The sequence below is a fragment of the Burkholderia sp. YHN3-13 genome (genome assembly GCF_055810675.1).
The window spans coordinates 516,369-538,721 of record NZ_JBVVNQ010000004.1 but is presented as its reverse complement, the minus strand read 5'-3'; the positions used below and the strand labels follow the sequence as shown (position 1 = coordinate 538,721).

Here is a 22,353-nt window from a genome sequence, read left to right as displayed (position 1 = left end):
CGACTCACCGGAGCGACTTCCATGCAGACCATCTTCCCCGACACGCCGCCCGCCGCCCGCATGCAGCCGATGCCGATCGCCCGCGAGGACATCGTGTCGCCGGCGATGCATGCCGACGACAACGCCGTCGCGACGCTGACGCAGGCACTCATCGATCGCGGCGCCATCGCGGATGCCGTGGATCTCGCCGCGCGGCACTGGCACGCGCACCCCGACTCGGCGCATGCCGCGTTCAACTGCGGCTACGCACTGCAGATCGCCGGGCGCCACGCCGACGCGCTCGCGCCGTATCTGCGCACGTACGAACTGGCGCCCGCGTGGCCGTCGCTGAAGAACAACCTGGCACTGGCGATCCGGCTGACGAACGGCGACCCGGATACCGAATACGCGCTGCTCGAACACGCGCTCGACGACGACCCGAACGACGCGCAGGCATGGACCAATGCGGTCGTCACGCGGCTCGAACGGCTCGATCTCGACGGCGCGCTGGATGCCGCCACGCAGGCGTACGCGCTCGCCCCGGAAAGCCCGCTGGTCGCCAACAACACGGCGACCGTGCTGAAGGAAGCCGGACAGTGGGATGCCGCCGAGGCCTATGCGCGACGCGCCATCGATCTCGCGCCGGACAACGCGGCCTACCGCCACAACCTGTCGCTGCTGCAGCTCGCGCGCGGCGACTTCGCGTCCGGCTGGCGCAACTACGAAGCACGCTGGGACGGCTCCGGCGAACTGCGCGGCCGCCTGCCGGTGTTTGCCGGGCCGCGCTGGCGCGGCGAATCGCTTGCGAGCAAGACCTTGCTCGTCTGGGGCGAACAGGGGCTCGGCGACGTGCTGCAGTTCTGCCGCTACGTGCCGTTGCTCGCGGAGCGCGTGCGACGCGAAGGCGGACGCCTCGCCTGGAACGCGTTCCCGGTGATGGGCGCGCTGCTCGAGCGCAGTCTCGCGCAACACGTCGACGTGTACGACATCGCGACGCAACCCGACGCGCTGCCGGCCTTCGATTTCGAACTGCCGCTGATGAGCATTCCGTGGATGCTCGGTCTCGACGGCGACACGCTCGCCACGCCCACGCCCTATCTGCACGCCGACCGGGCCGCGACCGATGCCTGGCGCACGGCGCTCGCCGACGAGACACGCCTGAAAGTCGGCCTCGCATGGACCGGCAGCGTCACGCATGCGCGCAACCGCTACCGCCGCGTCGGCCTCGACCGCTACGCCGATGCGTTCGCCGGCCTGCAGGACAAGGTCGCGTTCTATTCGCTGCAGCCCGGCGCGCAGCACGACGTCGAAGCGGCGCGCGCGCGCGGGTTCGTGGTGAAGGACTGCACACACGAATGGAAAACGCTCGACGACACCGCATCCTTCGTCGGCGCGCTCGACCTCGTGATCACGGTCTGCACGTCCGTCGCGCACCTGAGCGGCGCGCTCGGCCGCCCCACGTGGGTGCTGCTCGATGCGAATCCGCACTGGGTCTGGCAGCACGAGCGCCGCGACAGCCCGTTCTATCCCGACGCGTCGCTGTACCGGCAGCCGACGTTCGCCGACTGGGGGCCGGTGCTGAACGAAGCGGCCGACGATCTCCGTGCGCTCGCCGCCTGACGGCGCCGCCCGATTCCACACCGCCGCCGGGCCGACGACGCGCGATCGCCGTCGGGCCCGGTGCGACACCGGAGCCTCGCCATGCACTACAACATCTGCGTCGTCCGGCCGCCGGGCTACGCGCATTCCGGCGCATTCACGGAACTCGCCGAAGTCGTCGCCTACGGACTCGACGATCTCGGCCACACCGTCCATATCAGCGAGAACGCGATGATGCCCGACGCGCGCAATCTGCTGATCGGCTGCCATCTCGCCGATCCCGACGCGACCGCGCACGTGCCCGACGACACGATCGTCATCAACACCGAGCAGATTCACGTCGACGAACAACCGTGGAACGAGAAGATTTACCGCTGGGCGTCGCGTTACGAAACCTGGGATTACAGCGAACGCAATCTCGCCAAATTGCGCCGCCTCGGCATCGCGCATGCGCACTATCTGAAGCTCGGCTTCCATCCGGCGCTGCGCCGCATTCCGCACGACGTCGAACAGGACATCGACGTGTTGTTCTACGGCACGATCGGGCCGCGACGCGCGGCGATACTCGACACGCTGCAGGCGCGCGGGCTGAACGTCGGCATCGTCAGCGGCGGCATCTACGGCGCGCCACGCGACGCGGCCATCGCGCGCGCGAAAGTCGTGCTGAACCTGCATCACTATGCGTCGCAGATATTCGAGGTCGTGCGCGTGTTTTATCTGATGACGAACGGCAAGGCCGTCGTCGGGGAAGTGTCGCCTGCCACGGCCCTCGATCCGGACTATGCAGGCGGGTTTCAGGCGGCGCCGTACGACGGACTGGTCGACGCATGCGTCGAGCTGGTTCGCCATCCGGAGCGGCGTCGGGCACTGGAGGCGGCCGCGCTGGAAACGATCGGCCGGCATCCGCAGGCACGCGCGCTCGCACCGCTGCTGCGGGAAGCGCTTGCCGCATCGTGACGGGACGCGTTCGATCGGTCGCGCGTGGCCGCCTTGTCCACACCGTCGGCTGCCATTCCGAAGCGGCGTCAAGCGACTCGCCCATCGGCCCATCCAATTCTTCTTTCACAATCGTTGACAGACAGCTAAGACGCGTCTGATTCCCTGCACCCCGCCCATTCGACACAATGGCTGCGCTGGATGGCTAACAGGCCGTCACCCGGCAAGTAATGCGAATTTCGTTGCGATTGGCGTCGTCGTTTTTTTGTTCTCGAATCGATGTTTTTTGTACGGAGTGCGTATCGATTTCTCGTCGATCACCTTCCGCATCGATCAGACGCCATGGGCGAAAACCGCTTTACATCGGGCGCGCGCCGGTGATTCCCGGTCACGAACAGCTCGATTTTTCGTACATGTCCCATGGTTTCGGGACAAGACGGCACCTAGACTCGTCTTCCTCTCCGGATACGTCGGCAGTTGGCCCGCCGAGCAGCGTCCCGTGACCGGGCAGACGAGACGGCGCCCCATCGCGCCTAGCGGATCAGGTTGGAAGGGAAGAGAGACATGAATGGCAGGCAGCCCACAGGCAGCGAAATCACCGTGTGCGCGGTAGACGTCGCCGCGATCGTCGCGATCGCGGCCTGGGCGCATACCGGTTCGTTCCGCGATCTCGCATCGATCCGCGTCGAATCGATCCTGGTCGGCGTCAGCGCACTGCTCGCGGCGTTCCTGCTTCGCCTCACCGGCGCCGGCATGGACGGCCGGCGCCTGCCTGCCACACGCGCCGCATTGCGCTCGCTCGCGCTGTGGTTGGTCGTGCAGGGCTTCGTGTTCGTGAAGATGATCGCGCTGACGACGCTCACGGCCATGTTGCTGCACTGGTTCTTCGACTGGACGATCGGCGTCGCGATCGCGCTCGTGGTGTTCCGCATCGCCCTGAGCGTCGCGCGGCGGCGCAGCCTGCGCGCGACGGTCGCGCCGTGCCGCGTCGCGATCGTCGGCGACGGTGCGCGCATCGAGCGCCTGGCCGCCACGCTGCGGGCGAACGCCGCGCCGCAGTATCGACTCGTCGGCGCATACCTGACCTCGGGCGACATGCCGGAGCTCGACGGCGACGCACGCATTCTGGACACGCTGCCGTCGTTCTCCGCCTGCGTGCGGCGTGCACAGGCGGAAGAAGTCTGGATCGCGCTCGCGATCGAGGACGACGCGGTCGAGCCCGTGATCGACGAGTTCCGCAACGATTTCGTCGAATTGCGCCTGATGCCCGATGTCAGCAAGCACGCGCTGTTCGGCAGCCGCATCGACGAGATTCTCGGCGAGCCGGCGATCTCGCTGGCCGCACCGCCGCTGTCCCGCGGCGCCCGGTGGACCAAGGCGATCTTCGATCGTGCGTTCGCGGCGGTGGTGTTGATCCTGCTGATGCCGTTGCTGCTCGCGATCGCCGCCGCGATCAAGCTGAGTTCGCCGGGCCCGGTGCTGTTCACGCAGAAACGGCGCGGCGGCGACGGCGGCACGTTCGACATCTACAAGTTCCGCACGATGCGCGCGCATGCCGAATCGCCCGGCACCGTCGTGCAGGCAACGCGCAACGACCCGCGCGTGACGAAGGTCGGCGCGTTCCTGCGCCGCACGAGCCTCGACGAGCTGCCGCAGTTCATCAACGTGCTGTTCGGCGACATGTCGGTGGTCGGCCCGCGCCCGCATGCGGTGGAACACGACGCGCAGTACCGCACGCTGGTCGACGGCTACATCCATCGCTACCGGATCAAGCCCGGCATTACCGGCTGGGCGCAGGTGAACGGATTGCGCGGCGCGACCGAGCGGGTCGAAAGCATGCAGTCGCGCGTCGATTACGACCTGTACTACCTGCGCAACTGGTCGTTCGCACTCGACCTGCGAATCATCGCGGCGACGGTGCTCAAGGGGATCGTGCATCCCAATGCGTACTGAGCGGCCACGCCGCCCGGGGCGGCATCGCGGCCGCCGATTGATGTGACTGCGGCGCAGTGCCGACGCCACGGCCGCGCTGCGCGGCGCTCCTGGAAGGAACCCATGACCAATCCGATCGTACCGGCGGCCGTACGCCGCCTTGCCGCGCCCATGCTCGCCCTGACGGCCTGCGTGTGGCTGTCCGGATGCGCGCTGGCGCCCGGCATGAAGATGAGCCCGTCGTATCTCGGCTGGCTGGCGGACGACCCGCACCCCGCGCCCGCCTCCGCCGACGGCCCACGCGAAACCCGCGACGGCTCCGGCGGTGCGCCCGCCGCGCCGCAACCGCCGGGCGCTGCCTCCGGCGCGATGCCGCCCGTCGTCACGATCGACCCGGCGCTGATCGCGCGCCAGCATGCGGCGCACGAAGCGGCGGCCGCGTCGCTGGCGGCGCTCGCCAGCGCGCGCGCACCGGCCTACCGGATCGGCCCGGGCGACGTGCTGCAGATCACCGTCTGGGATCATCCGGAACTCGCGGCCGCGCAGGGCGGCACGCCGCAGACGCCGTCTCGCGCCGCCGATCCCGTCGCGGGTTTCGTCGTCGACGATCGCGGTAACCTGACGTTTCCGTATGCGGGCACGCTGAAGGTGGCCGGTTCGACGGCCGCCGAGGCACAGGCGAGCGTGCGGCGCGCCCTGGCGTCGGTCTACCGCGATCCGCAGGTGACGCTGCGCGTCGCGTCGTTCCGTTCGCAGCAGGTCTACATCGACGGCGAAGTCCACACGCCTGGTGCGCAGCCCGTCAACGACGTGCCGATGACGCTCGCCAGCGCGATCGCCCGCGCGGGCGGCTTCACGCCCGCCGCCGACCAGAGCGACGTGACGATCGTACGCGGCGGCATACCGGTTCGCATCAGCCTGACCGGCCTGCTCGAACGGCGCACCGATCCGTCCGGCATCGTGCTGCGCGACGGCGACCTGCTGCGCGTCAATGCGCGCGACGACAACGGCGTCTACGTGATGGGCGAAGTGAACCGGCCCATGCTCGCGCTGCCGAAGCGCAACGGCCGCCTGACGCTCAGCGACGCGCTGCTGCAGGCCGGCAGCATCAACTCGAACACGGCCGACGCCGCGCAGATGTTCGTGATCCGCGGCGCGCACAGCCGCGCGCCGACGATCTTCCATCTCGACGCGCGCTCGCCGGTCGCGATGGTGCTTGCGAACCAGTTCGAACTGGAGCCGAAGGACATCGTCTACGTCGACGGCAACGGGCTCGTCCGCTTCAGCCGCGTGCTGAGCCTGCTGCTGCCGAGCGTCAACACGGGCGTCGCCGCCGGGATCGCCGCGAAATGAGCGCGCGCCCGTTCCTGCTCGTCGTATGCGAAGGCAACCTCTGCCGCAGCCCGCTCGCGGCCGCGCTGCTCGCGGCGCGGTTGCCGCAGGCCGACGTGGAATCCGCCGGCCTCGCACCGCCGCCGCGCCGCCCGGCCGACCCGCTCGCGTGTGACATGGCCGAAGCGCGCGGCCTGACGCTCGACACCCACGCCGCCCGCCCCGTGACGACCGCGCTGTGCACGCGCGCCGACCTGATTCTCGCGATGGACGACGGCCAACGCCGCGTGCTCGAGGCGCGCCACCCGTTCCTGCGCGGGCGCGTGTTCCGGCTCGGCGAATACGCGCGTGCGTCGGACGACGCGCGTCCCGGCCTCGACATCCCCGATCCGTATCGCGGCACGCGCGCGGATTTCATCCGTTGCGCGGCGCTGATCGATCTCGCCGTTGCCGGCTGGCTGCCGCGCCTCGCCGCGCGCTGGCCGGCCCACCCCGTTTCCGTCTCCCGGTCATGAACACGCCCTCTTCCTCCGAACGCGAGATCGACCTGGTCCGCGTGCTCGACGTCCTGCGCCATGCGCGCTGGACCGTCGCGTCGATCGTCGCGGCCTGCGTCGCCGCCGGCGCGCTCTATGCGTTCGTCGCGCCGCCCACCTATCAAGCCGACCTGATGATCCAGGCCGACGATGCGAGCGACGCCGCATCGAAGAACCTGCTCGGCGACGCCGCGTCGTTCTTCAACGTCGGCTCGCCCGCGTCGGCCGAAGCGCAGATCCTGTCGTCGCGGCTCGTCGTCACGCGCGCGGTGGAAGACCTGCGCGCCTACATCGTCGCGAAACCGTCGCGCGTGCCCGTGATCGGCGCGTTCGTCGCGCGTTTCAACGACGGCGCGGTGTCGCCCGGCCTGCTCGGCTTCGGCGGCTATGCATGGGGCCAGGAGCGCGTGGACGTCGCGCGCTTCGACGTGCCGACGCGCGCCGAAGGCGACACGTTCCACGTCGTGCGGCTCGACGCCACGCGCTACCGGCTGACGGGCGCCGACCTGACGGCCGACGCCGTCGGCCGCGTCGGCCGCGCGGAAACCTTCGCGACGCGCTACGGCCCGCTGCAGATCGAGATCACCGGTTTCGACGCGCTGCCCGGCACCCGCTTCAGGCTGGTCCGGCATTCGCGCGCGGAAACGATCGACACGCTGCGCACCGCGCTCGACGTGCAGGAGAAGGTCAAGCAGTCGGGCGTGCTGGTCGCGTCGCTGCGCGGCGACGACCCGGCCGACCTCAGCGCGACGCTGAACGCGGTGGCGAACCGCTACGTCGAGCAGAACATCGCGCGCCGTTCCGCCGAAGCGGCGCAGTCGCTGACGTTCCTGAACGGACAGTTGCCGATCGTGAAGCAGCAGCTCGAACGGGCGGAAACGCATTACGCGTCGCTGCGCAGCCGCACCGGCTCGGTCGATCTCGCCGAGGAAGGCAAGCTTGCGCTCCAGCAAGGCGCGGACCTGCAGACGCGCGCGCTCGAACTGCGGCAGAAGCGCGACGAACTTTCGCGCCGGTTCCTGCCCACCCACCCCGACATGGCCGCGCTCGACGCGCAGCTCGCGACGCTCAGGCGCCAGCAAGGCGCGCTCGACAGCCGCATCGCACACCTGCCCGCGCAGCAGGCCGAGGAAGTGCGCGCGCAGCTCGACGTGAAGGTCAACACCGACCTGTACACCGCGCTGCTGAACAACATCCAGCAGCTCGAACTCGTGCAGGCCGGCCGCACGGCCAGCGTCCGCGTGGTCGACGCGGCCGTCGCACCGGCCGATCCCGTCCGGCCGAACCGGCCGGTCGTGATCGCGGCGGCCGCGCTGGCCGGCCTCGCGCTCGGCATGCTCGCCGCGTTCGCGCGCGAGTTCCTGTACGGCGGCCTCACGGCCGTCGACGAGATCGAACGCCACACGTCGCTGCCGGTGCGCGCGGTACTGCCCGCCGCCGCGCGCCAGCGCCGCCTGATCCGCGCGGTCGAACGGCGCGACGCGGGGTTGTACGTGCTGGCCTACGACGATCCGGACGAACCCGCGATCGAAGGGCTGCGCAGCCTGCAGACCGCGCTGCACTTCTCGCTGGCCGACGTCCCGCATCCGCTCGTGCTGGTCACCGGCCCCGCGCCCGGCACCGGCAAGTCGTTCGTATCGGTCAACCTCGCAGCCGTGCATGCGGCGAACGGCCAGCGCGTGCTGCTGATCGACGGCGACCTGCGCAAGGGCTATCTGCATCAGTACTTCGGCCTCGAACGCGGCGCCGGTTTCGCGGAACTGCTCGACGGTCGCGCCCGCGCGGACGACGTCGTCCGCCGCGGCGTCGCGCCGAACCTCGACTTCCTGCCGACCGGCGAACTGCCGGCCGCGCCGATCGCGCTGCTGCAGCACGCCGGCACCGGCGCGCGGCTCGCGTCGCTGCGCGAGCGCTACGACCTCGTGATCGTCGATGCCGCGCCGCTGCTCGCGGTCACCGACGCGACCTGGCTCGACACGCACGCGGACGCGACCCTGCTCGTCGCCCGCGCGGGGTCGACCCGCGCCGGCGAACTGGTCGAGTCCGCGCGACGGCTGCCGCAACGGCCCGCCGGCTCGCTGGGCGTGGTGCTGAACGGCCTCGATCCGCGCTCGGGCGCGTCCGCGTTCGGCTCGAAATACGGCAGCTATCGCTACGAGGCCTATCGCTACACGTGCGGGACGCGCTGCACGTATCCGGCCCGTCTGCGCGCGGCCCTTCAACGCCTGCTCCGGAGGTCCGCATGACCGACATCGAACTTGCCCCGCCGCCCGCCACGCGCACGGCCGCCCGCCCCACATCGAACCTGGCCGCGCCCGCAGCCCGCGCCGCACGGCCGACGCGCATCGCGCTGGTCGTCGAAGCAGCCGGCGGCGGCGTCGCCGTGCACCTGAGCGACCTGATCGCAGGCCTGCGGACACGCCCGGGCGTCGAGATTCATCTGATCGCCCCGCTCGGCGAACGCTTCGACGAAACCATGCTGTCCGCCGCCGCCGCGCAATGTCACGCGTTCCACCGGCTGCCGCTGCAACGCGCGGTCGGCCTGCACGACCTGCACGGCGCACTGGCGTTGCGGCGGTTGCTGCGCAAGCTGCGGCCCGACATCGTGCACAGCCACAGCTCGAAAGCCGGCGCGCTCGCGCGGCTGTGTCGCGGGCCGTGGAAGCAGGTCTACACGCCGCACGCGGTCTATACGCTGAACCCGGCGCTGTCGCCTGTGAAGCGCGCGTTCTACGGCGGCATCGAGCGCGTGCTCGGCAATGCCTGCTCGGACGCGGTGATCGCGGTGTCGCAGGACGAGGCCGATCACCTGCAAGCGCTCGGCATTACGCACCAACGGATTCGCGTCGTCGAGAACGGCGTCACGCCGCCGCGGCTGCTCGCGAGCCAGGCCGCGCGCATCGCGCTCGGGCTCGCCGACGACACGTTCGTCGTCGGCTTCGTCGGCCGTTTCGATCATCAGAAGGGCGTCGACCGCCTCGTGCGCATTGCACGCGCGCTGGACCGGCGCCACGGCCGCCGCGTGCAGGTCGTCGCGATCGGGTCCGGCGATTTCGCCCGCGCGGCGGGCGACGAGGCGCGCGACCTGCCGCTGAACCTGTACGTCGCGGGCCGCGTCGACGACGCGCGCCGCTACTTCGCCGCATTCGACCTGCTCGCGCTGCCGAGCCGCTACGAAGGCTTTCCGTACGTCTGCCTCGAAGCCGTCGCCGCGCATGTGCCGATGGTCGCGACCCAGGTCGCGGGCGCGGCCGAACTGATCGCCGCGCACCACGTCGGCCTTACCGTGCCGAACGACGACGATCCGACCGTGTTCGCCGCGGCGGTCAGCCGGCTGGTCGAGCACCCGGCCGCATTCCGCATGATGCGCGATCGCTGCGCTCAAGCGTCCCCGCATTTCTCGGCCGACGCGATGGTCGACCGCACGCTCGCCGTCTATCGCGCGCTTCTCCAGGAACACGCATGATGAAACGCTCCGTTCACGTCGTGCTGCTGCACGCCTACAGCGCACGCAACTCCGGCGACGGACTGCTCGTCGACCTGTCGGTCGCACTGCTGCGCGAGGCGTTCGGCCCCGACACGCAGGTCTCGATCGTCGCGGCCGATCCCGCGTCGTTCCCCGGCTACCCGGACGTGCATCCGGCGCCGGTGCTCGCGGCCGGCGGCGCCGGCCGCCTGATCGGCGCGGCGATGGCCACACTGCCCGTCGGCGCGAACCCGGCGCTCGCCGGGCTGCGTGCGCTGCTGCGTCGTGCGGACCTGATCGTCGGCGTCGGCGGCGGCTATCTGCGCGCGCGCAACGCGGTCGAAGCGCTCAAGCTCGAGGCCGGGCATCTCGTGCAGATGCGCGCGGCCCGCGCGGCGGGCAAGCCGGCCGTCTATCTGCCGCAGAGCATCGGGCCGGCTGCCGGCAGTCCGGTGCTCGCCGCGCACCTGACGTCGCTGCTCGCGGGCTTCGACGCCGTGTTCGTGCGCGACGACCGCTCGGCCGAGCTGCTCGCCGCCAATGCGAACACGCGCCGCGCCCCCGATCTCGCGGTGCTCGAATTCGCGCACCGGGCGAACGACCTGCGGATGCGCACGCATGCAGCCGCGTCGACGCCCGCCCACGTCGCATTCGTGCTGCGACGCCCGCCGGCGTGGAGCGACGCGCAACGCGCGCGCTATCTCGCGGCGACCGACGCGCTGATCGAGCGGCTCGGTACGCTCTGCCGCATCACGTTCGCGGTGCAGAGCACCGGTCGCGGCAACGACGACGCCGCGTACTACCGTGAACGCGGATTCGACGCCACGCGCACGCTGAAGGACGTGCTCGCCGACGACACCCCCGACGCGGTCGTGTCGGTGCGTCTGCACGGTGCGCTCGAAGCGATCCTGCACGGCGTGCCCGCGTACCACCTGAGCTACGAGCGCAAGGGTTTCGGCGCGTACGCGGATCTCGGCGTCGGCCACTGGGTCGCGAACGCGGCCGATTTCGACGCGGACGCGGTGTGCGACACGCTGCTCGCGCCCCATGCACTGAGCCGCTTCTGGATGCAGGCCGACGCCGGGCTCGCCCGTCTCGCACGCGAACGCGGAAAGATCGTCGCCGCACTGCGCGATGCGCTCGACCGCGAGGCAACGCGATGAGCGCCGCATGGTTGCGCCTCACGCTGCGCGTCGGCGCGCTCGGGCTGAAGTTCATGCTGACGATCGTCGTCGCGCGCACGCTCGGCTTCGATGCGGTGGCCGCGTACGGTTTCGCGCTCGCGATGTCGGTCGTCGCGTCGAAGGTGCTGGGGCTCGGCTTCAGCACCGAGATCAACCGCCGGCTGGCCGGCCCCGATCCGCACGACGCGGTGCGGACCTGCGTGCGCCTGTCCGTGCTGTACGCCGGGGTCTACGCGTTGCTCTGCGGCGTGGCCACGCTGCCGATCGCCGCGCCCGGCGCGCTGCGCGATGTCCCGCTCCTGCTCGTCGCGCTCGTGGCGTGCACCGAGCATGCCGCGCTCGAAGTCAATACGTGGCTGTTCTCGCTGCATCGCGCACGCGCCGCATCCTGGCTGCTGTTCGTCCGCACGGGTGCATGGGCCGGCGTCGCGATCGGCGCGCTGACGCTGCGCGCGATCGCGTCGGTCGAGGATCTGTTCGCGATCTGGATCGCCGCCGACGTGCTGGTCGTGGCGATCGGCTGGATCCTGATCGCCGGCGCCGCGCGCCGCTTGCCGGCCATGCCCGCGCTGTCGGCGACGCGCGTGCGGCTCGCCCCGGTGTGGCGCGACGGTGTGCCGTTTTTCGTCGCGCTGCTGCTGCTGTCGGTGTTGCAGTATCTCGAGCGCTTCGTCGCGTCCGCGCAGCTCGATGCGAACGCGCTCGGCCACTATGTGTTCGTCTGGTCGATCGCCAATGCGATCCAGACGGTCGCGGCGGCGACCGTCGTCGCCGTCGCCGCGCCACGCGTCGTGCGCGCGCTCGACAGCGTGCACGCAGCCGCGCCCGCGTTCCGCGCCGAGCTCGCACGGGCCCTGCGTGCGTCGCTCCTGCTGACCGGCGCCACCGCGCTCGCGATCGCGCTCGCCCACCCGTGGCTCTTCCGGCTTGCGCACGGCGGCGACGATGCGCGGTCGACCGTGCTCCTGCTGATCCTGCTGCCGTCGTTCGTCCTGCGTGCTGCCGCCGACGTGCTGTGGGCGGCGGCAGTCGCGCTGCGTGCGGGGCGCACGGTCGCATGCGTGATCGCCGCGCTGACGGTTGCATGCGTGCCGATGTCGATCGCACTGGTCCAAAGCGAACATGAGCTCGGCGCGGCCTGCGCCCATCTGGTTGCGAGCATCGCGGTAACGGCGTGGCTCGCGTGGATCGTCACGTCGCGCCTGCCCGCCGTGCGCGGCAAGCGCACTCGAGCCGGCCATGCTGCGTAACGTCATCCGAAGCGCGATCCGCAGCGGGCCGCTGCTGAGTCCCGGCCTGCGCGACGCGATCGCGGCGCTCGTCGCGTTGCTGTACGTGGGCGTCTACGCGAATGCACGCGCGCTGCTGCCGGAATTCATCTTCCGCGATGCGGACAAGATCCAGACCCAGATCGGCGGCGGCTCGACCTACGACGGCTCGTCGTTCGACGCGGTCGGCAAGCTGTACCAGGCGCTCGGCAGCGCGGGCACCGCCGTGTTCGTCGTCGCGCTCGGCGTCGCGACGATCTGGATCGCGCTGCGCGAGACGCGCCGGCTCGGCGGGCTCGTCATCTATCTCGCGCTGATCGCGCCGTGCCTGTTCTTCAACCTGTTCGTCGCGAGCAAGGATACGATCGTCGCCGCGATGTCGATCGCCGTGCTCGCCGTCGCGCGCCTGCGCGGCACGGCGCGGCGGATGCTGATCGTTGCCGTGCTGTATCTCGCCTACGCGGCGACGATCCGCAGCTACTTCGCGCTGATTCTCGCGATCGCGTTCGCGGCGTGGGTATTCCGGCGCGTGTCCATGCTGCCGAGGGTGGCCGGCGCGCTGCTGCTCGTCGCGGTGCTGGTCGCGCTGCCGAACGGCGTTTATACGCTGCTCCAGCAACCGCGCGACCTCGCGGTCGACTATCTCGTCTATTCGTCGCCGTTCGGCGCGCGCACGAGTTTCTACAATCCGCTGCCGCCCGATTCCTTCGTGCATTTCGTCGGCAATTACGCGTATTCGGTCGTCCGGCTCAACCTGCCGGTGTTTTTCTCGTTCGATCCGAAGGGCTGGGCGATGCAGGCGCTGATCGCGCTGTTTCTCTGCGCCGCGTGGCGCCGCCTGCCGGTGCGGCGCATCGACGGCCACGCGATCGCACCCGCACGCGATGGCGAGTTGCTGGCTTGCGTGGTGCTCGGCCATGTCGCGGTGTCGATGCTGTTCGAGCCCGATCTCGGCAGCTACCTGCGGCACCTGTCGAGCGTCGCGCTGCTGGCCGTCGCGCTGTGGTCGGTCCGCACGGGACCGAGGTCGCCCTGATTACCGGGGAAGCGGCGCCGTGCGCAGCGCGGCACGCAATGCGTCGAGCGCTGGCTTCGGCGACCGGTCCGCATGCACGACGCCGTAGGCGCGTTGCGCCGCGTCGCCGGCGCTTGCGGTATCGGCCCACTCGTAAACCGAAATCAGCGGCGTATGCAGTTCGCCGCGCGCATCGAGCAGCGCGCGCAGGCGATGCGCCTGACGCTGCTCGCCATCGCCGCCCGTCGACGCCGCGCCGACTTCGGTCACGATGGCCGGCAGCCCATAGCGCGTGTCGATGTCGCGCGCGGCCGCGCGAATCTGCGCGGGCGTCATCCCGTACGCGTGGTAAGACACAGCGTCCAGACAGCCCGGTGCGGCCGCATGCACGCCCGCCAGCAAGCGGTCCGGCACGCTGCCCGGCAGCGGCGCGCGCGCGAACCCGAAGCCGACGACCGGCACGCCCGGCGCCGCGTCGGCCAGCGCGCGGCACAAGGCTACGGCGAATGGTGGAAAGGTCCGCGCGACATCGCCGGTCGGCCAGTAGCGCGCGAGGTCGGGTTCGTTCCAGAGTTCGACGGCGATCAGGTCGTGCCGATGCCGCGCGGCCAGCGCCGCGATCGCATCGGCCATCCGGCGGCCCGCGAGCGCGAGCGCGTCCGTCTTCGTTTTCGCGTCGTGCGCCGGCACGAGCGGACCCAGCGCGCGCACGGTCAACAGCACCGGCAGGCCCGCGGAACGTGCGGCCGCGAACGCCTCGTCGAGTTGCGCCCGATAAGCCGCCTGATCCAGACGTTCGGCCCACGCGCCGAAGCGGACGAACGCGAAGCCGGTGTCGCGAATGTTGCGCGCATCGTCGCGCGTCAACGACTGGATCTTGACCTGCACGCCGACGCGCGGCTCACCGCCCGACGCGCCAGGCCAGCGCGCCGTATCAGCGGCACCGGCCGCAGCCGCCAGCATGCAGCCGGCGGCGGCGATCGCCAGCTTGCGAATTCGATTGGACATCGCGGACAAGGCCCCCCTTCTGTCATGGAACGCGCACGAGCCGCGTCGATCGGCGCCGGTCACAATACGAAGAATATGGCGACGGTGACGCATATCGCGATGATCAGCAGACCCATGCAAGGATTCCCTCAAATCCCGACAGCATCGCCTGTGTCGCGCATGTGGGCAATCGGACCGGTCTTAGCCGCGCCACCAGGAAAACGTGGGCGGCCGGGCGCGATGGGCGCGCTCAGCGTTGGTAGGTTTGGGCTTGATCGGATTGCGGCGCAACTGTCATTTCATCGACGGTCAACGCGCGGGATGCCCTGATTGATGACCGGGTCCCGGAAAACGTCGTCTTGCCGGCACGATCACGCTTTCATCGGTAAGCACGTCCCTGAGCGCGTATGTGCCGTTACCTGTCCGCTCACCGAAACTCGTCGACGCGAATGCGCGTCCGGAGGATTGCATGCGGGAAGCAGAATACGCGGACACCGGCGAGCGCGGATCGCCGCTGCAACAATGCTCCGTGACATCACCCGGCAGCCCGTTCATCGTGTCGAAGGTCGCGCAATGGATCAGAAAGCGCCCTTCCTGCCGGTTCGTGCGCAAGCGCCGCGAGCGCGGCGACGATTTCGTTCGCTTCCCTATTTCGGCAACGGCGAAATAGGGAAAACCGAAAAGCCGGCTTGACGAGGGAAAGCTGCCGAGCAATAGAGCGACGCAGCCGGACGGCATCCCGTCGACGGCCGCATCACATTCACCTGCACACTTCTCGATGCACGACCGGCCGTCAGCGTCGGCCCGGCGCCCGGCTCACGGCCGCGAGAACACCATCACGCGCCCGTTGACACGCTGGAGCTTGAGCCAGCCCATGTCGGCCGTGAAACGCAGCTGCTGCAACGTGAAGTCGAACGACGCATGCTCGGCGGCGCTCACGACCGCGTTGGCGATCCAGCGGATCAGCGCCTTGCCTTCCTCGGTCGTCACGCTGCCGTTCTGGACGCCGTAGAAATAGCGATTCCCGGCGTTGACCTCGTTCTGCAACTGCATCCAGTGCCCCGGCAATCCCGGCAAGGTCCTGAACAGGTCGGCGACCCGCTGCGTCGTGAGCCCGCGCGCCCACAGCGCGCCGTTCGCGGCCGGCCGCGCCAGGTTGTGGCGGTCCGCCGCCTGGGCCTGCCCCTTGATATCGCCCCGCAGGGCATCTTCTTTCGACATGACACATTCCTCGTGGTGATGGGCGCGATAAAACGGACCCGCGCGCCGCTTGCACGATACGCTCGTTATGTGAAGTCATCGCCTGTCAGGTTTGTCAGGCCTGCGTCACACCGGCGCACCCATCACCGCTCGACTTACGCCACGGCCTTCACCGCGCGCGCCACGTCAAAGAACGTCGCCTGCACCGCCTCGTCCGCGCGCGCATACGCGCGGTTGATGCCGCTGATCACCGCGCGGATCGACGCGGTCGTCAGGTTCGCATCGATGCCGACGCCGAACGCGCTGCCGCGCACGCCCGTGCCGGCCAGCTCGGCGATCGCGATCGCCTTCGCATCGGCGCCCTGCGACAGCGCGCGCTCCTCATAGTGCTGGATCCGCAGCGGCGTGCGCAGCGCGTGCATCAGCGCGTCGAGCGGGCCGTTGCCTTCGCCGCGCAGCACGCGGCGCTCGCCGTGCACGTCCGCGGTCAGCACGATCGTCTCGCGGCCGTCGCGCTCGGTCAGCTCATGGCCGACATAACGCAGCGGCGCATCGCCCGCCACATACTCCTGCTGGAACAGCGACCAGATCTGCGCGCTCGTCACCTCGTGGCCGCTGTCGTCGGTCAGGCGCTGCACGGCCGCGCTGAAGTCGACCTGCAGACGGCGCGGCAACGCGACGCCGTAGCCTTGTTCGAGCAGGTACGCGATACCGCCCTTGCCCGACTGGCTGTTCACGCGAATGATCGAATCGTAGGTGCGGCCGAGATCGCTCGGATCGATCGGCAGGTACGGCATTTCCCACACGGCGTCGGGTTTCTGCACGGCAAACCCCTTCTTGATCGCGTCCTGATGCGAGCCGGAGAACGCGGTGAACACGAGATCGCCGACATACGGATGACGCGGATGGATCGGCAATTGCGTGCATTCTTCCGACGTGCGCGCGACTTCGTTGATCTGCGAGAAGTCGAGGCCCGGGTCGACGCCCTGCGTGTACAGGTTCAGCGCGAGCGTCACGAGATCGACGTTGCCGGTGCGCTCGCCGTTGCCGAACAGGCAGCCCTCGATGCGGTCGGCGCCGGCCATCACCGCGAGTTCGGCCGCCGCGACCGCGGTCCCGCGATCGTTGTGCGGATGCACCGACAGGATCAGCGCATCACGACGCGCGAGGTTGCGGTGCATCCACTCGATCTGGTCCGCGTAGAAGTTCGGCGTGCCGACTTCGACGGTCGCCGGCAGGTTCACGATCGCCTTGTGCTCGGGCGTCGGCTGCCACACGTCGAAGACGGCATCGCAGACTTCCTTCGCGAAGTCGAGTTCGGTGGCCGTGAAGGTTTCGGGGCTGTATTGCAGCGTGAACCGCGTGTCGGTCGCCGCGTCGGCGCAGCGCTTGATCGTGCGCGCCGCGTTCACCGCGAGTTGCTTCACGCCGTCGCGCTCGAGGCCGAACACGATCTTGCGGAATTCCGGCGCGGTTGCGTTGTACAGGTGCACGATCGCGCGCTTCGCGCCGCGCAGCGACTCGAACGTGCGCTCGATCAGGTCGTCGCGCGCCTGCGTGAGCACCTCGATCGTCACGTCGTCGGGAATGTGGCCGCCCTCGATCAGCTCGCGCACGAAGTTGAAATCGGTTTCCGACGCCGACGGGAACGCGACCTCGATTTCCTTGAAGCCGATCGCGACCAGCGTCTTGAACATCCGCATCTTGCGCGCGGCGTCCATCGGCTCGAACAGCGCCTGGTTGCCGTCGCGCAGGTCGGTGCTCATCCAGATCGGCGCGTGCGTGATCGTGCGCGACGGCCACGTGCGGTCCGGCAGGTTGACGGGCGTAAACGGTCGGTACTTCGTCGCGGGGTTCTTCAGCATCATGATGTTCGGTCCTCGGTCGGTATGTCGGGAAACCGCGTCGCGGCGGCCCTCGGCGGGTGTGGCCGGCTGCGCGCGCAGCGGTGACAGCGATGAAACGGCACAACGGCAAAGCGGTACGGCGAACGACGGCCTTGGCGGTTGAGCGACCGGGACGGAGCGGAGCGATACGGAAAAAAGACGAACTCAGGCGCCGGTCGACAACCGGGGCCAGGTCGGTGATACGGGGAAAATCTGGCGCTTCAGGACAGAAGCAGACGGAAAGCGCGCAGCCGCAGACCCAGCCCGGAGAAACGGGCGAGTAGTCGTAGCGAGAAGAGGGACTGGGCGGCTTGCATGGCCGGAATCAGATCACAGGGCGACCGGGGCTGTCAACCGGGCGCTCGGGATTCGCGGTTTTTGCCGGCACTCAGTGCGGGCGCAAAATCAGTCCAGTCCGATAGGCGACGGCCTGCCCCGTCGATATGCTTCACGGGTGCGGCGCCGGTGAGGTCCTATTCATGTTCGGAGTGAGTCGGTCCATCCTCTTCGCCGGTGTCGCACCCCTTCCCCTTGCGATCGGGCTTCGGTGCGGGCGTTCGACGGTGGCCGGTGGGCGCGGCCACGACCGAGATGCTGATGTTGAAACGAAACGCTGCCATATGCGAACGCCGAGCGTCTGCTCCGAAGCCCGATTGTCCGCTGCACCTTCCCGCCACGCTCTCGCCGCGCTACGGCCCGCATCGTTCAGGAAAACGATACGCGCATCGACATAATTTCCCGAATACATCGAAAATCGATTCATTAACTGCAATTCATTAAATCGATTAACCTTGATTTTCGATTTACTGAACAATAACCATTCCCGCTCGAATATTTTTTTATTTATTTTTCGCCATGCTTTGACCGTCGCGTTTCAAACGGCAAACGTTTGCGCGACAGCGCTCACGCCTTATCCAACAAACCTCAGGAGGCAAGCATGGCCGACTCTCAAACGTCTTCCAATCGTGCCGGCGAGTTTTCGATTCCGCCGAATACCGATTTCCGTGCGATTTTCTTCGCGAATGCCGCCGAGCAGCAGCACATCAAGCTGTTTATCGGTGACAGCACCGAACCCGCCGCGTATCACAAGCTGACGACGCGCGACGGCCCGCGTGAAGTCAAGCTGAATTCCGGCAACGGCAAGCTCCGCTTCGAAGTGTCGGTCAACGGCAAGCCGTCGGCCACCGACGCGCGCCTCGCGCCGGTCAACGGCAAGAAGTCGGACGGCTCGCCGTACACGGTCAACTTCGGGATCGTCGTGTCGGAAGACGGCCACGACAGCGACTACAACGACGGCATCGTCGTGCTCCAGTGGCCGATCGGCTGACCTGACGCGATCGACGACCGACCACCGCCGGCTGGCCGCGTCCGCGCCGGCCGGCGGGTTCGCGCCGCGTTCGGCGCCCCCTCACGCCGCCATCCCAGAACCGTGTCATCACCGGAGACTTCCATGCCGCTCCTTTCGGCTTCGATCGTCAGCGCGCCCGTCGTGACGTCGGAAACCTACGTCGACATCCCCGGCCTGTATATCGACATCGCCAAGGCGGAGATTCGCGACGGCAAGCTGCAGGTCATCCTCAACGTGCCGACGCCGTACGCGACCGGCAACAACTTCCCCGGCATCTACTTCGCGATCTCGACCGATCGAGGCGTCGTCGCGGACGGCTGCTTCACGTATTCGTCGAAGGTGCCGGAAAGCACCGGCCGCATGCCGTTCACGCTGGTCGCGACAATCGATGCCGGCAGCGGCATCACGTTCGTGAAAGGCCAGTGGAAAAGCGTGCGCGGCAGCGCGATGCATATCGATTCGTACGCGAGCCTGTCCGCGATCGGTGAAACCGCCGCGCAATCGTCGTCGCACGGCAGCGGGAATCCGGGCACCGGCAACATCGGTGGAGGGGCCGGCGGCGAACGCGACGGCACGTTCAACCTGCCGCCGAACATCAAGTTCGGCGTCACCGCGCTCACCAACGCGGCGAACGACCAGACGATCGACATCTACATCGACGACAACCCGACACCCGCCGCGACGTTCAGGGGCGCCGGCGTGCAGGACCAGAACCTCGGCACGAAGGTGCTCGACTCCGGCAAGGGCCGTGTGCGCGTGATCGTGATGGCGAACGGCAAGCCGTCGCGGCTCGGCTCGCGGCAGGTCGACCTCTTCAAGAAGTCGTTCTTCGGGATCGTCGGCTCGGAAGACGGCGCCGACGACGACTACAACGACGGCATCGTGTTCCTGAACTGGCCGCTCGGCTGATCGGCGGCAGTCACGCAGCTTCGCGATGGCGACGGGGCCAACCACACATTGCGAAACTTTCAAGCAGTCCCACGCTTTGCGCCGCGCGCGGCACGGTGACCCCGGTCACCGGCTGCGCAACGCGAGATATTCCATCGAGACGAGGACGACATGTCACAACCGTTTACCCATGACGATCTGTATGCGCTGCTGCAACTCGCCGGCAACGACGCCACCGCCGTACAAGCCAACGGCGACCAGGCCGTGCTCGACCGGATGCGTCAGTTCATGACCGCGCAGCTGGTCGAGAAACTGCCGCAATACGACGTGTTCGTCGATATCGCGACGATCCCGTACAGCTTCGACGTCGGCAGCTGGCAGAACAAGGTGAAGACCGATGCGGCGGGCGAAGTCGTCGCCTGCACGGTCACGTGGGCCGGCGCGCCCGGCGTGCTGCCCGGCGCCGCCGCCAAGTTCGGCGTGGGCGCAGTCGTCAACTATTTCTCGAAGGCGACGCCGCAGCCCGTGCAGCCGGCGCCCGCGCCGACCGGCGGCGGCGAACGCGACGGCATCTTCAACCTGCCGCCGAACATCGCGTTCGGCGTGACCGCGCTGGTCAACTCGTCGGCACCGCAGACGATCGAGGTCTTCGTCGACGACAACCCGACACCGGCCGCGACGTTCCAGGGCGCCGGCACGCAAGACGCGAACCTGAACACGCAGATCGTGAACTCGGGCAAGGGCAAGGTGCGCGTGGTCGTGACGGCGAACGGCAAGCCGTCGAAGATCGGCTCGCGCCAGGTCGACATCTTCAAGAAGACCTACTTCGGGCTCGTCGGGTCGGAGGATGGAACCGATGGCGACTACAACGACGGCATCGCGATCCTGAACTGGCCGCTGGGTTGAACCGCAGCAGCCCGTCGATCATCGCCACGCCGACCGGCGTGGCGATGTGCATTTGTGCAGCCGCCCGATCACGGCTGCCGCGCAAGAACGATCAAATGCCCCGGCCGCCGATACCATATAGTCCACCCGACACCCTCATTGGTACGCCATGCACCCGGTTGGACAAGCACTCTGGTTTATCGAAACCGAACTGGACAGGGAACTGACGCTCGACAGGATTTCCGCCGATTGCGACATGACGCGCTTCGGCTTCTCGCGCCTGTTCTCGATGAATACCGGCTGGCCGGTGATGCGCTATGTCCGGTCGCGGCGGCTGACGCGCGCAGCGCATGCATTGGCGCAAGGCGCGCCGGACATCCTGCACGTGGCGCTCGATGCCGGTTATGGCTCCCATGAGGCGTTTACGCGCGCCTTCCGCGATCTCTTCGGCATGACGCCCGAGGAGGTGCGGGCACGGCGCACGCTCGACGGATTGTCTGTTGTGGAGCCGCTTCGCATGAAAGAACTGAAGATCGTCGACGTGATGCCGTCACGTTTCGAGACCGCCGGCACGCGGCTGATCGCGGGCATGAGCGACCGCTATACGTTCGAAACCAACGAAGGGATTCCAGCGCTCTGGCAGGCGTTCATCCCCTACCTCGGGTCCTTCCCCGGCCAGCTCGGCGACGTCACGTACGGCGTGTGCTGCAATCCCGATGCGGACGGCAGCTTCGAATACATCGCGGGCGTGGAAGTCACGCGCGTCGACCGGCTGCCCGCGCCGTTTCGCTGGGTCGAACTGGCCCCGCAGCGCTACGCGGTGTTCGAACACGCCGGGCATATCTCGACGTTGCACCAGACCTTCCACAGCATCTGGAACGGCTGGCTGCCGACGTCGGGATTCAAGGCGGTGGACGCGCCCGAGTTCGAGCGCTACAGCGGTGACTACGATCCGGTGACGGGTGCCGGCGTGCTGGAAGTCTGGTTGCCGGTCGAACAGGCGGCGTAAGCGGTCGACTTTGGTATCCGCACCTTCGGCTGATCAGCGCCTGACGCCGGCGTGTTCAAGCGAACGAAATGACGAGCTTCTTGCCGCACGCTGCGGCGTACTTGCGCAGCGTCGCAAACGACGGCGAGTGCTTCTCGCTCGAAAACGAAGCTTCGAGCCTGGATACGGCCGATGTCGTAGTGCCCATTCGTTCGGCGACCTGAGCCTGAGTCAGGCCCGCGTCTTTACGCGCGTCGAGCAACGCACGAAGCGCGGTGAACTCCTCTTCCAGCGCATCGTACTCCGCCTTGATCGCCGGATCGGTAAGTAGACGCGCGGTGTCTTCGGCAGTGTGTCGGACCGGTGCATACCGCTCCTCGCTTGCATGCGCGTGGCGGGCCTTAGCCATTGTTACGTACCTCCTTCATTCGCCGGCGGGCGATTCGCAACTCGTCGCCGGATGTTTCCTGGGTCTTCTTGACGAAGGAATGCAGGACGACGAGGTCATACCCCACCTGCATGCAATAGAACACGCGCCCGATGCCCTCGCGACCTCGCGGGCGCAACTCAAACAATCCTTCCCCCATCGCGCGCGAATGCGGCATCCGTAGATCCGCACCGTATTCTTCCATCGTCTCGATCAGTCGGAGGTAGCCAGCCAGAATGCCCTTGGGCAAAGCGAACACATCACGTTTTACTCGTTCGTCGTAGTACAGGATCGTCCACTTCTTCATCGCAATGTTAGCAAATTTGCTAATTCTCATCAAGCTGTCGAGTCCTTCCGGTCAACGCGCCACGTACACGTGACCACCCGCATGTATTGAGACTCCCGCGACAACGCGACGTGCCCGTTGCCGGTCACGAGCCCCGATCAGGTCACGCTCGTCAGGCCAGGTGAGCCGGGTATCTGGCTTCGGTATGTCA

Annotated in this window: 20 protein-coding genes; 15 read left to right on the top strand and 5 right to left on the bottom strand. The window is 68.3% G+C overall.

What is annotated here, in order from left to right; genetic code table 11:
- The first annotated feature begins 60 nt into the window (after positions 1-60).
- The 10 genes from AC0KUR_RS13960 to AC0KUR_RS13915 all read left to right on the top strand — a co-directional run bounded on the left by AC0KUR_RS13960 (position 61) and on the right by AC0KUR_RS13915 (position 13,268).
- The gene (locus AC0KUR_RS13960; RefSeq protein WP_473376052.1) at positions 61-1,599 is read left to right on the top strand and encodes a tetratricopeptide repeat protein; all 1,539 of its coding nucleotides are present in this window, start codon (positions 61-63) and stop codon (positions 1,597-1,599) included.
- A gap of 81 nt (positions 1,600-1,680) precedes the next feature.
- Entirely contained in the window at positions 1,681-2,535 is an 855-nt protein-coding gene (locus AC0KUR_RS13955) for a CgeB family protein (protein ID WP_473376041.1), read from the top strand.
- Between the two features lie 543 nt (positions 2,536-3,078).
- Positions 3,079-4,467 (top strand): undecaprenyl-phosphate glucose phosphotransferase, encoded by a 1,389-nt coding sequence (locus AC0KUR_RS13950; RefSeq protein ID WP_473376040.1) that lies wholly within the window; start codon positions 3,079-3,081, stop codon positions 4,465-4,467.
- 102 nt (positions 4,468-4,569) lie between these two features.
- Positions 4,570-5,799 carry a polysaccharide biosynthesis/export family protein gene (locus AC0KUR_RS13945; protein WP_473376039.1) on the top strand — a complete coding sequence of 410 codons (1,230 nt, stop codon included), beginning with the start codon at positions 4,570-4,572 and terminating at the stop codon, positions 5,797-5,799.
- A complete protein-coding gene (locus tag AC0KUR_RS13940) occupies positions 5,796-6,293 on the top strand; it encodes an arsenate reductase/protein-tyrosine-phosphatase family protein (protein ID WP_034189637.1) in 498 nt (165 codons plus the stop codon). Before AC0KUR_RS13945 ends, AC0KUR_RS13940 begins: the two co-directional genes overlap by 4 nt.
- The gene (locus AC0KUR_RS13935) at positions 6,290-8,560 is read left to right on the top strand and encodes a polysaccharide biosynthesis tyrosine autokinase (protein ID WP_473376038.1); all 2,271 of its coding nucleotides are present in this window, start codon (positions 6,290-6,292) and stop codon (positions 8,558-8,560) included. The genes AC0KUR_RS13940 and AC0KUR_RS13935 overlap by 4 nt, the downstream gene beginning before the upstream one ends.
- The gene (locus tag AC0KUR_RS13930; RefSeq protein ID WP_473376037.1) at positions 8,557-9,780 is read left to right on the top strand and encodes a glycosyltransferase family 4 protein; all 1,224 of its coding nucleotides are present in this window, start codon (positions 8,557-8,559) and stop codon (positions 9,778-9,780) included. Before AC0KUR_RS13935 ends, AC0KUR_RS13930 begins: the two co-directional genes overlap by 4 nt.
- Complete coding sequence (locus tag AC0KUR_RS13925; RefSeq protein ID WP_473376036.1) at positions 9,777-10,943, top strand: polysaccharide pyruvyl transferase family protein; 1,167 nt, start codon at positions 9,777-9,779, stop codon at positions 10,941-10,943. The genes AC0KUR_RS13930 and AC0KUR_RS13925 overlap by 4 nt, the downstream gene beginning before the upstream one ends.
- On the top strand, positions 10,940-12,214 hold the full coding sequence (locus AC0KUR_RS13920; protein ID WP_473376035.1) for a lipopolysaccharide biosynthesis protein: 1,275 nt from the start codon (positions 10,940-10,942) through the stop codon (positions 12,212-12,214). Before AC0KUR_RS13925 ends, AC0KUR_RS13920 begins: the two co-directional genes overlap by 4 nt.
- Positions 12,204-13,268: a hypothetical protein gene (locus tag AC0KUR_RS13915; RefSeq protein WP_069705899.1), complete on the top strand. Its 1,065-nt coding sequence runs from the start codon at positions 12,204-12,206 to the stop codon at positions 13,266-13,268. The genes AC0KUR_RS13920 and AC0KUR_RS13915 overlap by 11 nt, the downstream gene beginning before the upstream one ends.
- Here AC0KUR_RS13915 and AC0KUR_RS13910 read toward each other — a convergent pair whose 3' ends face one another.
- Positions 13,269-14,255 (bottom strand): beta-xylosidase, encoded by a 987-nt coding sequence (locus tag AC0KUR_RS13910; RefSeq protein ID WP_034189642.1) that lies wholly within the window; start codon positions 14,253-14,255, stop codon positions 13,269-13,271.
- 448 nt (positions 14,256-14,703) lie between these two features.
- Here AC0KUR_RS13910 and AC0KUR_RS13905 point away from each other — a divergent pair, with 448 nt between their 5' ends.
- Complete coding sequence (locus tag AC0KUR_RS13905; protein WP_473376034.1) at positions 14,704-14,904, top strand: hypothetical protein; 201 nt, start codon at positions 14,704-14,706, stop codon at positions 14,902-14,904.
- A gap of 146 nt (positions 14,905-15,050) precedes the next feature.
- Here the strand turns inward: AC0KUR_RS13905 and AC0KUR_RS13900 are convergent, their stop codons facing one another.
- Both AC0KUR_RS13900 and leuA read right to left on the bottom strand, forming a co-directional pair.
- Entirely contained in the window at positions 15,051-15,455 is a 405-nt protein-coding gene (locus AC0KUR_RS13900; RefSeq protein WP_034189643.1) for a hypothetical protein, read from the bottom strand.
- A gap of 134 nt (positions 15,456-15,589) precedes the next feature.
- On the bottom strand, positions 15,590-17,299 hold the full coding sequence (gene leuA, locus AC0KUR_RS13895; protein WP_185732892.1) for a 2-isopropylmalate synthase: 1,710 nt from the start codon (positions 17,297-17,299) through the stop codon (positions 15,590-15,592).
- 958 nt (positions 17,300-18,257) lie between these two features.
- Here leuA and AC0KUR_RS13890 point away from each other — a divergent pair.
- The 4 genes from AC0KUR_RS13890 to AC0KUR_RS13875 all read left to right on the top strand — a co-directional run bounded on the left by AC0KUR_RS13890 (position 18,258) and on the right by AC0KUR_RS13875 (position 21,450).
- Positions 18,258-18,647: a fucose-binding lectin II gene (locus AC0KUR_RS13890; protein ID WP_034189645.1), complete on the top strand. Its 390-nt coding sequence runs from the start codon at positions 18,258-18,260 to the stop codon at positions 18,645-18,647.
- Positions 18,648-18,770: 123 nt separating this feature from the next.
- On the top strand, positions 18,771-19,577 hold the full coding sequence (locus AC0KUR_RS13885) for a fucose-binding lectin II (RefSeq protein ID WP_473376033.1): 807 nt from the start codon (positions 18,771-18,773) through the stop codon (positions 19,575-19,577).
- 150 nt (positions 19,578-19,727) lie between these two features.
- Positions 19,728-20,462, top strand: a complete 735-nt coding sequence (locus AC0KUR_RS13880) for a fucose-binding lectin II (protein ID WP_473376032.1) — start codon at positions 19,728-19,730, stop codon at positions 20,460-20,462.
- A 148-nt stretch (positions 20,463-20,610) separates the two neighbouring features.
- The gene (locus AC0KUR_RS13875) at positions 20,611-21,450 is read left to right on the top strand and encodes an AraC family transcriptional regulator (RefSeq protein ID WP_124609161.1); all 840 of its coding nucleotides are present in this window, start codon (positions 20,611-20,613) and stop codon (positions 21,448-21,450) included.
- Positions 21,451-21,505: 55 nt separating this feature from the next.
- On the opposite strand, the gene AC0KUR_RS13870 is transcribed toward AC0KUR_RS13875, so the two are convergent.
- Both AC0KUR_RS13870 and AC0KUR_RS13865 read right to left on the bottom strand, forming a co-directional pair.
- On the bottom strand, positions 21,506-21,838 hold the full coding sequence (locus AC0KUR_RS13870) for a helix-turn-helix domain-containing protein (RefSeq protein WP_049029949.1): 333 nt from the start codon (positions 21,836-21,838) through the stop codon (positions 21,506-21,508).
- The gene (locus tag AC0KUR_RS13865; RefSeq protein ID WP_376699837.1) at positions 21,831-22,193 is read right to left on the bottom strand and encodes a type II toxin-antitoxin system RelE/ParE family toxin; all 363 of its coding nucleotides are present in this window, start codon (positions 22,191-22,193) and stop codon (positions 21,831-21,833) included. Before AC0KUR_RS13865 ends, AC0KUR_RS13870 begins: the two co-directional genes overlap by 8 nt.
- Positions 22,194-22,353: the final 160 nt, after the last annotated feature.

Excerpts from the sequence above, each read along its gene's own strand:
- AC0KUR_RS13900 (WP_034189643.1), bottom strand. The coding sequence starts at position 15,455 with ATGTCGAAAGAAGATGCCCTGCGGGGCGATATCAAGGGGCAGGCCCAG.
- AC0KUR_RS13940 (WP_034189637.1), top strand. The coding sequence starts at position 5,796 with ATGAGCGCGCGCCCGTTCCTGCTCGTCGTATGCGAAGGCAACCTCTGC.
- leuA (WP_185732892.1), bottom strand. The coding sequence starts at position 17,299 with ATGCTGAAGAACCCCGCGACGAAGTACCGACCGTTTACGCCCGTCAAC.
- AC0KUR_RS13955 (WP_473376041.1), top strand. The coding sequence starts at position 1,681 with ATGCACTACAACATCTGCGTCGTCCGGCCGCCGGGCTACGCGCATTCC.
- AC0KUR_RS13885 (WP_473376033.1), top strand. The coding sequence starts at position 18,771 with ATGCCGCTCCTTTCGGCTTCGATCGTCAGCGCGCCCGTCGTGACGTCG.
- AC0KUR_RS13910 (WP_034189642.1), bottom strand. The coding sequence starts at position 14,255 with ATGTCCAATCGAATTCGCAAGCTGGCGATCGCCGCCGCCGGCTGCATG.
- AC0KUR_RS13930 (WP_473376037.1), top strand. The coding sequence starts at position 8,557 with ATGACCGACATCGAACTTGCCCCGCCGCCCGCCACGCGCACGGCCGCC.
- AC0KUR_RS13945 (WP_473376039.1), top strand. The coding sequence starts at position 4,570 with ATGACCAATCCGATCGTACCGGCGGCCGTACGCCGCCTTGCCGCGCCC.
- AC0KUR_RS13865 (WP_376699837.1), bottom strand. The coding sequence starts at position 22,193 with ATGAGAATTAGCAAATTTGCTAACATTGCGATGAAGAAGTGGACGATC.
- AC0KUR_RS13870 (WP_049029949.1), bottom strand. The coding sequence starts at position 21,838 with ATGGCTAAGGCCCGCCACGCGCATGCAAGCGAGGAGCGGTATGCACCG.
- AC0KUR_RS13880 (WP_473376032.1), top strand. The coding sequence starts at position 19,728 with ATGTCACAACCGTTTACCCATGACGATCTGTATGCGCTGCTGCAACTC.
- AC0KUR_RS13935 (WP_473376038.1), top strand. The coding sequence starts at position 6,290 with ATGAACACGCCCTCTTCCTCCGAACGCGAGATCGACCTGGTCCGCGTG.
- AC0KUR_RS13925 (WP_473376036.1), top strand. The coding sequence starts at position 9,777 with ATGATGAAACGCTCCGTTCACGTCGTGCTGCTGCACGCCTACAGCGCA.
- AC0KUR_RS13915 (WP_069705899.1), top strand. The coding sequence starts at position 12,204 with ATGCTGCGTAACGTCATCCGAAGCGCGATCCGCAGCGGGCCGCTGCTG.
- AC0KUR_RS13905 (WP_473376034.1), top strand. The coding sequence starts at position 14,704 with ATGCGGGAAGCAGAATACGCGGACACCGGCGAGCGCGGATCGCCGCTG.
- AC0KUR_RS13960 (WP_473376052.1), top strand. The coding sequence starts at position 61 with ATGCAGCCGATGCCGATCGCCCGCGAGGACATCGTGTCGCCGGCGATG.
- AC0KUR_RS13950 (WP_473376040.1), top strand. The coding sequence starts at position 3,079 with ATGAATGGCAGGCAGCCCACAGGCAGCGAAATCACCGTGTGCGCGGTA.
- AC0KUR_RS13875 (WP_124609161.1), top strand. The coding sequence starts at position 20,611 with ATGCACCCGGTTGGACAAGCACTCTGGTTTATCGAAACCGAACTGGAC.
- AC0KUR_RS13890 (WP_034189645.1), top strand. The coding sequence starts at position 18,258 with ATGGCCGACTCTCAAACGTCTTCCAATCGTGCCGGCGAGTTTTCGATT.
- AC0KUR_RS13920 (WP_473376035.1), top strand. The coding sequence starts at position 10,940 with ATGAGCGCCGCATGGTTGCGCCTCACGCTGCGCGTCGGCGCGCTCGGG.